Genomic DNA, 13,721 nt, shown 5'->3' on the forward strand with positions numbered 1-13,721 from the left:
ACCGTTGCCTGTGACGGAATCATCATCGAAAGCATAAACAATAAAAAAATCAAATTCGCGCCACGGAACTGAAATTTCGCGAGCACATAAGCTGCAGCCGTACTAATCGCAAGCGCCAATAATACATAAGCTCCCGATACGAGCAACGAGTTAAACAACACTCGATAAATTCCGATATTGTCATTCAAATTCACCAAGTTCGTAATAAATTCCTTACCTGGCAAAAGTGTGATTGGCTTTGAAAACATCTTACTCGAATGATTCGTCGCCCCAATTAACATCCAATAAAACGGAAAAATCGAAATGACCATAAAAATCGCGAGCAACACATATCTACCAATTGTTCTTCCCATCATTCTCTCACTCATTTTTTCTCAGCTCCCGCAAATTTGAATTGGATAAAGGACAGCACAGCAACGATAATCACAACAACATAAGCAACCGCAGATGCGTAATTAAAGTCAAAATACTTAAATCCATTTTGGTAAATATACAAGCCTAGCGTCATCGTCGAATCAGCTGGCCCACCTTTTGTTAAATTAAACGGCTCATCAAATAGTTGCAACGTACCAATTGTCGATAGAATCGCCGTAAAAAGAATCACTGGTTTTAACTGCGGAATCGTAATACTAAAGAATTGACGTATCTTTCCAGCGCCATCCATATCTGCGGCTTCATACGTATCTTCCGGGATATTTTGCAATGCCGCCAAATAAATAACCATATTGTAACCAGTCCAACGCCAAATCATCGCTAAAATAATCGAGACCTTCGACCAACTCGCCGAAGACAACCAAGGTATCGGTCCAATCCCTATGTACGACAACAAATTGTTAATTAAACCTGAATCTTGCAACATAATCGAAAATAGCAAAGAATACGCCACAAGCGAAGTCACCGCTGGCAAATAAAAACCAACTCGAAAAAAACCTTTCCATTTTAGTAACTTATTATTCAGTACCGTTGCCAAAACAAGCCCCAAAAACAGCATAATCGGCACTTGGAAAATAAAAATAATAAAGGTATTTTTCAAAGCTTTCCAAAAGATTTCATCATGCAACAACCGCTCATAATTAGCCAAGCCCGCAAACGACAATTCGCCGCCATCACTCGTCTGAAAACTAAGCACAAGCGACGAAATAATCGGGTATAAAATAAAAACAGCAAATAGCAACACTGATGGCAAAATAAAAATATACGGAAACGCCTTACTTCTACTCATAATTGTTCATTCTCCTATCAGGTAATGAAGAAGAGATCCCCTCCTACCTTTTTTTGTTATCACACTACCCAGATCTTCCGCTAAACCTCGGTGCGGCGACAAATGCTTAAACCTTAGGTAAAGCCGAGCACCGAAGCGGAGCGTACTGATGTACGTAGGCATCGGAGCACAGGCCTTAACGACAGAGATGAGCGTTTGTCGCCGCACCGAATTTACTGTTGAATTCGATTAGCTAGACTCTTCTTCGCAACTTCTAGCGCATCTTTCACATCGCCACCTTCAAGTGCTTTTGACTGCGCTTTGACTGCTTCATCTTTTGCGATAGAGAAATTACCAGTATAATTCGCTGGTTTAATTTCATCCATTTCAGCGGCAAATAACTGCCAAATGTTATCTTGTGTGAAGTAATCACCTGCATTCTTGAACGTTTCTGTTTCATATACTGTGTTCAATGATGGGAACAGCCCACCTTCACTCATTGCCAATTCCTGCACATCATTAGAAGTACTGAAATATTTCAAGAACTTATACGCCTCATCCGATTTCTCGCTTACTGTCGGAATCATAAAATTACTACCACCATTGTTGGCTGCATGACTTCCACCTTTTTCAACAGCTGGAATCGGGAAAACACTCCATTTGCCAGCTAAATCAGGTGCTTGTTGAATCAATGAACCCGAGAACCAAGCCCCTGTTGGAGCCGTCACAACTTCACCATTGGCCAACGCACTCACCCATGGATCCCAACCAGACGTATTTTTTGAAATGCCAGCATCTTTAATTTTTTGAATCATGCCCATCGCTTTTACAGACTCATCCGATGTGAACGCGATATCACCCTTATCGTCAAAATAGAAAGTGCCAAGCGTGTTTAACATAATACGATATTGTCCATCATCATTGTTATAGTCCATACCAATCATATCTTTACCTGTTTTTTGCTTAATAGTTTTACCTGCTGCAATATAGTCATCCCACGTTTGAATCGTGTTAGGATCTACACCAGCTTCTTTGAAAATATCTGTACGATAGAAAACACCTGTTGGACCAGCATCAAACGGGAATCCGTATATTTTATCTTTTTTACTTAAAAGGCTAATTTTATACTCTGGGAATTTATTTTTTTCATCATCAAATCCTTTATCAGACAAGTTCACAAACGCTTTTGGAAAATTTTCTAAGTACCCTTGTACTTGATCATCTTCAATTAGCAAAATGTCTGGTAACCCCTTACCGCCAGCTTGGAGGCCTGTTGTGATTTTTTGGTAGGCATCCGTATTGCTCATTTCAACTACTTTCAACTTAAACCCTTTGTTATCTTTCTCGTATTGCTTCGCGGCTTCCTCCAACGCCTTTACATTCACATTCCAAGCCCAAGCTGTCAATTCCTTCTTGTTCTTGCTATCGCTGTCCGCTGAACTGCCTCCGCAAGCCGCCAAAGCTAGCATTGCCAGCATACTAACTATCAACAAAATCGCAAAACGTTTCTTCATTCCTTACCCCTCCATTTTTGTAATCGCTAACATTTCGTTAGTTTGTGAAAAGCTGTAATGTACTTCTTCAACAGAATAACAAGTTTTTAGTTAAAAGTCAATATTTTTTACTCTTTATTTACTAAAAATAAAAACATACTAAGATGAGTAGGCAAGACCATGGCCGCGGTCTTGCCTACTCATCTTAGTATGTTTAAAATGCTTTATTTAGAACTTTCTCTAATAATCAAATCTGTTTCTAAGATTGTACGTTTTGCAATTTTGCGTCCATTCATGCGCTCGTATAACATATCCATTCTCTCCTCGCCCATGAACTCAGTGTACACTCGAATCGTACTAAGCGCTGGCGAGACATACTGTGACACGCTAATATCGTTAAAGCCAACAATGCTAACACGCTCTGGGACCGCAATATTATGTTCTGCAAGAGCTCGTAAACAACCTATTGCCATCGGATCATTCGCCACGAAAAAGGCAGTCGGTAAGTCATCTCCAAGTTGCTGAATCGCCTGTTTCATCTGCTCATAACCAGAAGGCACATCAAAACGCCCACCAACTACAAACATATTCTGCTTTTCGTATAGTTCCCGCTCCCTCATATAAGCCACATAAGAAACTGAACGAGGATCATTCATATTCCCATCAATTTCACTGCGCTCTTCCGCTCCAATAAAACCGATATTCATATGCCCACCTTGCACAAAATAATCAATCACGTCTCGCGTTGATTGCCTAAAATCGATGACAACCGAATCGTATTTGTTCAGCCGATAGTCCGTGTCTACAAAACAAATATTACTATGAATCGCCTGCAACTGCTCCACTTGTTGCCACGTGAATTTGCCAATCGCCAAAATCCCATCAATGGCCGAGGATGTAATCTTTCCTAGCTCATACAATGTCGAAATCTCAATTCCATGGTCGCGCGCACGATTCTCTGCTCCAATCCGAATCGACATATAATAAATATCATTCAGCTCTTCCTCTTCCGTATTCCACTGTACAATCGCAATTTTACCTACTTTTTTGGTAGATTTCTGCTTATGTTTCGTATAATCCAAACTCTCCGCAATTTCGAAAATTTTACGCCGAGTTTCTTCTGAAGCAGAAAGCGTTTCATCATAATTCAACACACGAGAAACCGTCGCTATCGAAACCCCCGCTATTTTCGCAATATCCGTCATCGTCGCCATTTTATCACCTTTTAAAAGTATTTAATAGCCTTATTATAGAGCTAAAGTAAAAAAAATCGCCAGACAAAACAGTAAAATATCTCACTTTTTTTTATTCATTTTACTAAAAACAGAGCCAAAACTGTAGGTATAATAAAAATCGTCTTACTCATTATTAGAGTGAGACGAAGATTATGCTTTACCCCGATTGGACAAAAGCGTTTGTATTCAAGGGATTTCATAAAGAATTTCCCGTTCTCTTTGTTCATGCTATATTGGAGCTCTGTTCCAAACTCACCAAGTAATTTATTTCAAATGATCTAATTCCTGATACGCTTCCATGTACTTCCCGCTATCAGCTACTTCCGCATGATACAAAGCCTTTAAAGCGAAACTTTTCTCCAAATCGTGCTCTTCCATCAGCTGTTTCAACTTCTGTTGCAATCGCGAATCTTCTCTGACCAATTGCTTCATTTGTGATTTAATATACCTCATTTCTCCACCCCCATTTAAAAAAACGCCTGCAAAAAAGCAAGCGTCCCTCACTCAAATCAAAGCTTCTTAACAAACTCTGATTTTAATTTCATCGGTCCAAAACCATCGATTTTACAATCAATATCGTGATCGCCTTCTACTAAACGAATGTTTTTGACTTTCGTTCCAATTTTGACCACGGATGAACTTCCTTTTACTTTCAAGTCCTTAATCACCGTGATAGAATCGCCATCAGTTAAAATATTTCCATTAGAATCGCGGACAACCTTCGCGTCATCACTTGCTTCAGCCGCGTCAGCAGACCATTCATGACCACATTCTGGACAAATAAATAGACCTCTATCTTCGTACGTGTATTCTGAATTACATTCTGGGCATCTTGGCAAATCTGCCATATTTTAGTTCCTCCATTCAATTTTATACTTCTATTATAGTACATTATCGCGTGGAACTCCATGCCGCGGGGATTTCTTTATTAAGTTATTGGAAAACAGTATCAACTTTGCATCGATTGTTTCACCAGTCTTACTCTCAAATCTGTTTTCGAGCATCGTTATATGTGAAGCCATACTTAATTCTTGTAGATATTCTTTTTATGGGGCATCCATTTTTAGCGCACAAAAAACCGCCGCGGAAAAGGGAGTAACCGCGACGGTCAAAAAAGGGAATCGTGATATCTTAAATTCTAGACGGTTCCTAAAAAGAATTTGATACTACACCTAACAAAGAAAGTAGCGTAGAAGAGCACCGGCGCGCAGGCCTTAACGATAGAGATGAGCGTTTATCGACACGCCGAGTCATGTAGCATAAGCTATACGCACCCCATTTAGATTAATTTTTGTGGTATCGTAGTAATCCTGCAATCATTACTACACCAGTTAAGACGAGCCATTTTGACGGAGCGTTTGTATCACCTGTTGCTGGTAATTTAGAGTGTTCTGTTAACCGCTCTGGCTTCTTATGATTCGGTATCACTATTTGCTCGCTTACTTTCGTTTTTTTTGTTATCTGGTGGCGTTATTTTCTCTGGGATTTCACGATTGGAGAAACTGATTGCTAGTGTTCCTGGCGCACCCACAGCTGTTTTGGCGATCGTGAAATGAATCGGCTTACTGTCGATTTCATATCCCGCTGGTGCCTTTGTTTCCACAAAATAATAGTCTCCAGGTTCCAAATCAGACACCTCTATCTTACCATCATGACTCGATGTTAATTGACTAGTAATCACATTCTCGTCCTGATCCATCAAGTCAAACTCTGCTCCCGCTAACGGTCGATTGTCCATGTCTGTTTTCGTCAATACCACAGCTCCTTGATAATTCACGAATACTCCTAAATCAAGGACTTGCGGTTCTCCATTATTACTTGGCTTGATGTTAAATAGTGTGGGCTGTTCATTCACAAGATACCCTGCTGGTGCCACGACTTCCACTAACTGATAATCTCCCGGCTCAAGGTTTCTTAGAGCGACTGTACCATGTTCATCCGATGTCACCTCTTGTAACCTATTTCCTGCTCCATCTAAAAGCTCAAAAACCGCTCCTTCTAGCGCTTCCCCTGATGCGTCTTGTTTATACAATATCGCCTGGCCTTTATAGTTCACAACTTCGCCAACCTCGACTCTTTCTGGTTTTCCTTGCGCGCTGTTCTTTATTGTAAATGCTTTTGGTGCCGTATTTAAAATATAGCCATTGGGCGCTTTCGTCTCGACAAACGCGTAATCACCTGGCGCTAAATCTGTCACTTCGATTTGTCCATCGCTGTCTGTCACAAGATTATCTTGTACGGTCTCGCCTGATGCGTCAATTACTTTAAATACTGCTCCTGGCAACATGCTCCCATCATCACCCTTTTTCACAAGTAGCGCGCTGCCTTTGTAATTGACAAAAGGATTCACTGTAACATCAGGAATCACACCCGTTGCCTCTTTTTCAATTGTAAACGGAATCGGTTCGCTGTTTGTTATATAACCATTTGGAGCTGCGATTTCGATAAACCGATAATTCGCCGGACTAAGCCCATTAACTTCTAATTTACCGGTAGCATCGCTCGTATAGCTTTCATCCGGACGAATATCAACCCATGAATCACCAACCTGCCATTGCAATTTGAAAATGGCTCCTGCTAAAGCTTCATGTTCTTCATTTTGTTTCATCAGCGTCACTTTATTTGGGCTATTTACCAGCTTTTCGAACACGTTTGCTCTACTGCTTTCTTTAGAAACCGTTACTTTCTTACCGCTTGCAAGCTCTTCTGAAACGCTGTAACCATCTGGCGCTTCGACTTCTTTCAAAATATACGTGCCGTATGGTAAATTACCGAATGTGAGTTTGCCGTTTTCATCAACTGTCCCAGTACGAATGACAAGTTGGTCGTTTTTGTCTCGAAGTTCAAACTTGGCATTTTGAAGTGCTTTATTTTCATCATTAACCTTTTCAAAAGTAATGCTTCCTTTCGTGCCAACTGCTGTACCGCCGCCTTCTGAAACAATGACGTCAATCTCTGTATCATCACCACCAGTTACTTGTTCCTCGTGATTACCCGTGATTTTAACATCATTGGAAACCTTATCTTTGTTACCTGTCATCAAAACCATCGTCCGATATTTTATCACGTATGCCTCGTTTAATTGATTCGCAAAATGAATCTTTAACTCTTGTTGCCCTGTCTCACTATCTGTGGTTAACTCGACTGTATAATCCACGCCTTCTACTAACGCAGTTCGGTCATTTGTTGTGAGTGTTCCATCTGGCTTCACAAGCGTGTCTAAAATAACAATGGAATCCCGATCAATGGATTGGTTTGTAGACGGGCGATCCGTCACAACAACATCATCAACCTGTGACAAACTTGGGTTCACTGTTACTTGCCAATTCACAAATCCATCTGCATCCTGTTCACCTGATTTTATAGCCAATTTTCCACCATGTGTCACCGAAATATCCGCACTAAGCGTATGATCTGGATAATCATTATTCTTGAAAACCGCATCATTTTTATAGTTCTTCGCAACTAACTGTCCTTCCACACTCGTTTGGAAATCCACCAAATACATCGCTGATTCACCATGCGGTAAGTTCACCGTTAACGTATTGTTATTATACTTAGAAGGTTCACTAATCACAAAATCGGACGTATCAGTAATCTCCTGACCTTTAGCAATCGAACCATCTGGATTCACTGTATAATTATAAATCTTCACAGAACCTTTTACGAACTGTTGATTTCCTAAAATTGGATCAATAATTTGTGCATTATCTAAATCTGCACCATCATAGTTAATCCCAATTTCCCACGTAATCAGACGCGTTTTCGCATTATAAGAACCATTTTTAAACCCATTATATTTCGTAGGTTTATTCGGGTCAAACGTTGCATCATCACGACTTTCATGCGAGCCACCATTCTCATCCAACCATGTTGACGAAGCATCATTTTTGAAAATCTTGTCCGAATCTGCCCTATTTATTCGCTGTGTATTAAACCTCGTACTGTACGATATTTTAAACGCATGGCTCGTCTCCTCTTTGTATCCATTCAAAAATTCAATCGTGAATGAGTTAGTCTCATTATCGTACACGAACTCGTAATCCTTGTCCTCAACAAGTTCTTGCTTCGCATCCACATCATAAACCTGCACCGTATCTGGAAGTAAAGTCAAACCATCACTTAATTTATCCGTCAGTTTCCAGTTTTTCATCACATAATGATTTTTGTTCACATCAATATCCCAAGCAACAATCTTATTATCATAATCTACAGCGCCTAATTTTTTCACCAAGTTCTGCTGATACATCGTACCTGTCGACCCACCATGTTGCCCAGTTCCAACATCCACACTATTTGACACATCTATATCCTCGTCAACATTGCCGTCAATACCAGTCTTATATTTCATTTTCACAGCACCGTCTACATCATGCAAGAATCGAATCTCAAAACCTTTCTCTGTCTCCACCAGCTCGTAATCCGTACCAGCAACAAGAAGGGCACCTTGGACTTCCTTCCCATTTTGATCAAACGTCACACTGTACAATCTCGCTGAATCTGCCAGTAACACCATCCGCTCCGAGCCGAACGTATCCGTCAACACCGCATCACTCTGCTCAATATGTTTTTCACCATAATTATATTTAATCGTCCATTCAAAAACTTGCTTACTCGGATCATAGTTTGTCGATGATTTACTCAAAACTTTCCCATAACTCGCATCCACTGTAGCAGAAGCCGTCACATCACTTATGCCCTCACCACTCAGCGTCGCGCGATTTTTAAATTTAACCTTACCACCATCCAGCGGTTTTTTATCTTCCTGAATCGTCGTCTTATAAACAAGTCGATACGCGCCATTAATCGGATTCGTAAAGGCAACATTCCCCTCAGCATCGACCGTATAACCCGTCGTCACTAATTTTTCACTACCCGCAATAACGTTCCCGCGCAAATCCACGTCTACTTGATACACTTGAACCGAATCAAACGTCAAACCATCTGGAAGATCCTCCGTCACACACGCATTTTCAATCGCATCCATTGCCTTGTTAACATCCACATTCCAAATCACATGATCCGGATTCTGAACCTTATCAAAATACCCATTCTTATCAATCGTAGCGCCAACTTTAGGTTTAATCAACACTTCCGTACTTGGCAAATTCTCCTCACCAGGAACCGTTATCGTCGTGTTGCCCGATCCATCAAGCTTACTTTCATCAAAAGCCGCCTCAAAGTGAAGTGTACCGTGTACGTTTGAGCTACCCTTCACAGCATCGGTAAATGTGATCGTTACCGTACCATCTTTGCTCACAACCGCAGTCCCGTATTCTCCTAAGTCAATCGTCATATTTTGCGAAACCTTCACGTTATCTGGCAATTGGAATGTATAATAATCACCCGCATTCACCAGCGCTCCAACATCATCTGGAACTTGCCAATCAAATGCAAAATGAATGCGATCTTCCACCGTAGGCTCCGTCACAACTTCGCCATCCTTGTTCGTATACGTCACGACCATATCTGATAAAATCGACTGATTCTGACTCTCATACCCAAGCGAGGCAAAGATATCCTTCAAATCCCGAGGCTCCTCTTTCAAAATTGGCGCTGTCACCTCTGCCTGCTGCTTCACAACTGGCTTTTGCATCGGCACATCAGGCTTAACAGCTTCCTCTTGTGTCTTGCCAATATCCTTTGAAATCACATGTACTCCATCTGAAAACGTAGCCTTATCTATTTTTCCATCATAAGCACCTTTAATTTGAAAATTAAAAATTGTATTTATTTTAGCTGGGATCGAAAACGAAACGACATTCCCATCCACGACATACTTACCAATCTCTTGGTTGTCCCCATCAAAAATAACGCCATTATCCATTGGGCTCAGCGTTAAATTATCTGAAATCGTTATCTCACCAGTTAGCTCATCCTCCGTATCATTTCTCATCGAACCCATAACTGTAAAATCGTTTGTTCCTTCTTTCACAATGATATTCGTTAATGTAACACCATTTCCCTCTTTTATATCACCCGTTGCCTGTGCCGAAACCACTTGCGGTAAAAACATTTGTAGTATTAAGAGAAGAGATGCTAAAAGACTAAAAATCTTTTTCATCCTAATTCCCCTTCCAATGAATCCAAATCCCCGACTTACACATGACCAAGCAAGCGAACATGTAATTAAAACACGCATGAATAAAAAAGAATTATCATCATTCTTAATAAAGCTAGTCTACTCCTAAACCACCTCAAAAACTAGTGGTATAGTCAAAAATGTGAATATTGTAATGTTTTTTACACTTCAATCCAATAAAGCGTCACAAATCAGGATAAAACGCGTCAAAAAGCCATTTACTATTTGTATTTTCAAGTTGTACACGATTACATTTCAAATTCGCTTTTTCAAATTTGGGTATATGGACTTACAATGTCCATAATGGGCATAAACGCCTTAATATCAGGGCTTACATCCATTTTTTTCAATCTTTAAATTAACAAAAAGGAATAAATGACATATCTACACTTAACAAATCGCTCCAATACATTTATAATAAAACAGAGTAAGCGAAACTCCTAATCAGAAAGAGAGTGGTAATATGGGCCGCAAATGGGCAAATATTAAAGAAAAGAAAGCATCAAAAGACGCAAATAACAGTCGTATTTATGCAAAATTCGGGGTTGAAATCTATGTAGCCGCCAAACAAGGCGATCCAGATCCCCATTCCAACCAAAAATTACGCTTCGTTATCGAACGTGCCAAAACATACAACGTTCCAAAACACATCATTGATCGCGCTATCGAGAAAGCAAAAGGAACAGGCGATGAAAATTATTCCGAGTTACGTTACGAAGGCTTTGGCCCCAATGGTTCGATGGTGATTGTGGATGCCTTAACAAACAATGTAAACCGTACAGCATCAGATGTCCGCGCGGCTTACAGTAAAAATGGCGGTAACATGGGCGTAAGTGGTTCTGTGGCCTACATGTTTGATAACACAGCAATTTTTGGTATCGCTGATAAAGACGCCGACGAATTGTTAGAATCATTGATGGAAGCCGATATTGATGTGCGAGATGTGGTAGATGAAGATGGCCAAGCGATTGTTTATGCTGAACCAGAAGATTTTCACAATGTGCAAGAGGCGTTAAAGGCTATGGGAATTGAAGAGTTCACAGTAGCAGAGATTGAAATGATCGCACAAAATGAAGTGACATTGGATGGCGATGATTTAGTGAAATTCGAGAAAATGCTGGATGCGCTGGAAGATTTAGAAGATGTGCAGAAAGTGTATCATAATGTAGATTTAGGAGAATAATTTTTAAACAATAAGCGCGATGTCTACTACTCGAGACATCGCGCTTATTAATTCGAAATCCACTCAAAAGGAGTTGTTTTTGTTCTGTACTTCATGTAAAATAGAGTCTAACAAGTAAATGTTATGAGTAGTTGGCTAACCTTATCAAACTTGTGTGGTGATGCCTATGATTGATTATACCTCTATTCGATATGAATGGAGGTGATAACGTGGATGTTGGTACGGCAATAGAATTAATGCTCCTTTTTGGAATGTACACCATTGCCTTGTTAACTTACATGAAAAATGATCGAAAAAAATAAACTACTCTTTGGCGTGAACGGCTGTTTAGTAGTTTATCCTTACGAAAATGGCCAATCATTCTTAATATGACCCTGTTAGGAGAGTTATGTTATCAGCATAGCTCTCTTTTCACCATCATTATACCAACTTTTCCTTCTTATTGCAACACTAAAACAAATACCATTCAATTTGACTGCACAAACTAAACTCATTACCCTGCACTTCCAACCCTTTCCGATCGATTTGAATCCAATACTCCACAATTTCCCCATCCATAACTAAATCAAAGACACTAGCAATTTCAATGATTGCTTTCCCAGCCTTACTTCTCTCAGTTTGTCGTCATCTCACATAAACTTTCGCACCATCAGCGAGTAGTTCCTTAATCCGCATCGAAATATTCGCTTACAATCTCTTTTTCACTTTTATCACATAGAGCCTCCTTTCACAAACTGGATTTTAAAGCGATTATAGCATATACTTGCGAATAGGAAATAAACCTAACTATACAAGGAGAGGTTTCAAAATGGAGAAAACGAATAGACAAAAAACATTAGCGCTAATTTCCATCATGCTTGGTGCTTTTATATCTTTACTAGATACAACAATTGTCAACGTTGCACTACCTGATATTACAACAGCACTTCATGCCACTAGTGCATCGATTGAATGGATTATTTCAGGCTACGCACTTGCATTCGGGGTTGTCCTTATTCTGGCTGGACGGCTAGGCGATCGATTCGGTCGAAAAAACATTTATCTTTTTGGGATTTTGCTATTTTTAATTATGAGTATTACGGCCGGATACGCACAGACCGAAAAAAGCTTGATTATTTCCCGGGTAATACAGGGACTTGCCGCTGGATTATTCTTCCCGCAAATAAATGCCGTCATCATGGATTTGTATCACGGTAAGCAACTCGGCAAAATTTTCGGGATACTTGGCTCCGTCATCGGTGTTGCAACGGCGATTGGGCCACTCGCTGGGGGCTTACTTATCGAATTATTTGGACCAGATAATGGTTGGCGTGCGGTATTTTTTATAAACGTTCCGATTGTTCTAATAACCTTCGTTCTGGCTATGCTTTACTTACCAAAACATCAAGCCCCAAAAGAAAAAGTGCGCTTCGACATTCCAGGCGTGTTTGGGTTAACACTCGCTTTGTTGCTATTATTATATCCCGTTATAGCGCGAGGTTCTGCTGGTTTCAGATTGATTGACTATGTATGGATGGCATCCTCAATACCATTCTTTCTATTGCTATACTGGTGGAGCATAAGGCAAGCAAAACGTGGGAATCAGCCGTTAATTTCACCAAACTTGCTTAAAAACCAACCATTTGTATCAGGAATGCTACTTTCGTTAGTTTATTTCGCAGCATTTACGAGTATTTTTTTCGTTCTCTCTGTCACATGGCAAACTGGATTTGAAAAATCCGCGATTTCATCTGGGCTCGCGATTACCCCCTTTGCGATTGGGAGCGTAGTAGCTGCGGCAAATAGTAACCGATTCATTATGAAAATTGGGCGAAGGCTTTTGCATATAGGCGTAGCGCTAGTGATAATAGGATTATCAGCAGTTTCTGTCGTTTTTCATATCCATGACGGCGTATTTTCAGCATGGTGGCTTACTTTACCATTGTTAACAGCAGGACTTGGTAGTGGCTTAATTATTGCACCATTAAATGGTTTTACACTTTCAACTGTAGCTGGACCAGAGCGAGGTGGTGCGAGCGGTATGTTTAATACGGCACAACGTGTTGGTTCTTCGTTCGGGATTGCGATTGTTGGATCGGTATTTTTTAGAACACTTGGCAATACAACAGCAGCGTCAAAAGCACAGGCATTCTCAGACGGGTTGCAGACGAGTATGTATGTTAATATTGCGTTGTTGGTGGTATGTTTTGTGTTGGTTTTTCGATTGCCGAGGAAGATATAATTAAAAAATGGCTCACTCCATCGCGGAAATGAGCCATTTTTTTATAACTCTGTATACTTTTTATTGCTTCCCTTACTGCTTGACACAGGATACTTCAAACAATTCTTATGCAGCTTCTCCTGAATAATCTCCTTAACATCCAAATTCAAATCTGACGCTAGCATCAGCGAATATATGAGAACATCGGCAATTTCTTCTTTCACGTTCTCCATGTCCCCGCTTAAGACTTCTTCACTTGTTTTCCACTGAAAATTTTCTAGTAATTCTGCAGCTTCTAGCGAAATTGAAATTGATAAGTCTTTCGGA

Annotated in this window: 12 protein-coding genes; 3 read left to right on the forward strand and 9 right to left on the reverse strand. The window is 40.2% G+C overall.

Features of this window, described 5'->3' with window-relative positions:
- The 8 genes from PROCOU_RS13665 to PROCOU_RS13695 all read right to left on the reverse strand — a co-directional run.
- The coding region (locus PROCOU_RS13665) for an ABC transporter permease family protein (RefSeq protein WP_036073418.1) at window positions 1-368 on the reverse strand (368 nt) is incomplete at its 3' end.
- Entirely contained in the window at window positions 365-1,222 is an 858-nt protein-coding gene (locus tag PROCOU_RS13670; RefSeq protein ID WP_036073421.1) for a carbohydrate ABC transporter permease, read from the reverse strand. The genes PROCOU_RS13670 and PROCOU_RS13665, both read right to left, overlap by 4 nt.
- 212 nt (window positions 1,223-1,434) lie before the next feature.
- Window positions 1,435-2,715 (reverse strand): ABC transporter substrate-binding protein, encoded by a 1,281-nt coding sequence (locus PROCOU_RS13675; RefSeq protein ID WP_036073423.1) that lies wholly within the window; start codon window positions 2,713-2,715, stop codon window positions 1,435-1,437.
- Window positions 2,716-2,918: 203 nt separating this feature from the next.
- Window positions 2,919-3,908, reverse strand: a complete 990-nt coding sequence (locus PROCOU_RS13680; RefSeq protein WP_036073425.1) for a LacI family DNA-binding transcriptional regulator — start codon at window positions 3,906-3,908, stop codon at window positions 2,919-2,921.
- Window positions 3,909-4,193: 285 nt separating this feature from the next.
- Window positions 4,194-4,382, reverse strand: a complete 189-nt coding sequence (locus tag PROCOU_RS13685; RefSeq protein ID WP_036073428.1) for a hypothetical protein — start codon at window positions 4,380-4,382, stop codon at window positions 4,194-4,196.
- 56 nt (window positions 4,383-4,438) lie between these two features.
- Window positions 4,439-4,777 carry a zinc ribbon domain-containing protein YjdM gene (locus tag PROCOU_RS13690; RefSeq protein WP_036073431.1) on the reverse strand — a complete coding sequence of 113 codons (339 nt, stop codon included), beginning with the start codon at window positions 4,775-4,777 and terminating at the stop codon, window positions 4,439-4,441.
- 436 nt (window positions 4,778-5,213) lie between these two features.
- A complete protein-coding gene (locus PROCOU_RS17835) occupies window positions 5,214-5,357 on the reverse strand; it encodes a hypothetical protein (protein ID WP_159101234.1) in 144 nt (47 codons plus the stop codon).
- Window positions 5,341-9,993 carry a SpaA isopeptide-forming pilin-related protein gene (locus PROCOU_RS13695; protein WP_051994417.1) on the reverse strand — a complete coding sequence of 1,551 codons (4,653 nt, stop codon included), beginning with the start codon at window positions 9,991-9,993 and terminating at the stop codon, window positions 5,341-5,343. The genes PROCOU_RS17835 and PROCOU_RS13695 overlap by 17 nt, the downstream gene beginning before the upstream one ends.
- A 481-nt stretch (window positions 9,994-10,474) precedes the next feature.
- On the opposite strand from PROCOU_RS13695, the gene PROCOU_RS13700 reads away from it, so the two are divergent.
- The 3 genes from PROCOU_RS13700 (at window position 10,475) to PROCOU_RS13705 (ending at window position 13,415) form a co-directional block, all read left to right on the forward strand.
- Window positions 10,475-11,194 (forward strand): YebC/PmpR family DNA-binding transcriptional regulator, encoded by a 720-nt coding sequence (locus tag PROCOU_RS13700; RefSeq protein ID WP_036073434.1) that lies wholly within the window; start codon window positions 10,475-10,477, stop codon window positions 11,192-11,194.
- A 209-nt stretch (window positions 11,195-11,403) separates the two neighbouring features.
- Window positions 11,404-11,496 (forward strand): putative holin-like toxin, encoded by a 93-nt coding sequence (locus PROCOU_RS18650; RefSeq protein WP_221639804.1) that lies wholly within the window; start codon window positions 11,404-11,406, stop codon window positions 11,494-11,496.
- Window positions 11,497-12,002: 506 nt separating this feature from the next.
- Window positions 12,003-13,415, forward strand: coding sequence for an MFS transporter (locus PROCOU_RS13705; RefSeq protein WP_036073436.1), 1,413 nt, complete (start codon window positions 12,003-12,005; stop codon window positions 13,413-13,415).
- A gap of 41 nt (window positions 13,416-13,456) precedes the next feature.
- Here the strand turns inward: PROCOU_RS13705 and PROCOU_RS13710 are convergent.
- On the reverse strand, window positions 13,457-13,721 hold a 265-nt coding region (locus tag PROCOU_RS13710; RefSeq protein ID WP_036073438.1), incomplete at its 5' end, for a nucleotide pyrophosphohydrolase.

It is taken from the genome of Listeria rocourtiae FSL F6-920 (assembly GCF_000525975.1).
Classification (GTDB): Bacteria; Bacillota; Bacilli; order Lactobacillales; family Listeriaceae; genus Listeria_A; species Listeria_A rocourtiae.

Coding starts and splice junctions, on each gene's coding strand:
- PROCOU_RS13670 (WP_036073421.1), bottom strand. CDS start 1,222: ATGAGTAGAAGTAAGGCGTTTCCGTATATTTTTATTTTGCCATCAGTG.
- PROCOU_RS13675 (WP_036073423.1), bottom strand. CDS start 2,715: ATGAAGAAACGTTTTGCGATTTTGTTGATAGTTAGTATGCTGGCAATG.
- PROCOU_RS13680 (WP_036073425.1), bottom strand. CDS start 3,908: ATGGCGACGATGACGGATATTGCGAAAATAGCGGGGGTTTCGATAGCG.
- PROCOU_RS13685 (WP_036073428.1), bottom strand. CDS start 4,382: ATGAGGTATATTAAATCACAAATGAAGCAATTGGTCAGAGAAGATTCG.
- PROCOU_RS13690 (WP_036073431.1), bottom strand. CDS start 4,777: ATGGCAGATTTGCCAAGATGCCCAGAATGTAATTCAGAATACACGTAC.
- PROCOU_RS13695 (WP_051994417.1), bottom strand. CDS start 9,993: ATGAAAAAGATTTTTAGTCTTTTAGCATCTCTTCTCTTAATACTACAA.
- PROCOU_RS13700 (WP_036073434.1), top strand. CDS start 10,475: ATGGGCCGCAAATGGGCAAATATTAAAGAAAAGAAAGCATCAAAAGAC.
- PROCOU_RS13705 (WP_036073436.1), top strand. CDS start 12,003: ATGGAGAAAACGAATAGACAAAAAACATTAGCGCTAATTTCCATCATG.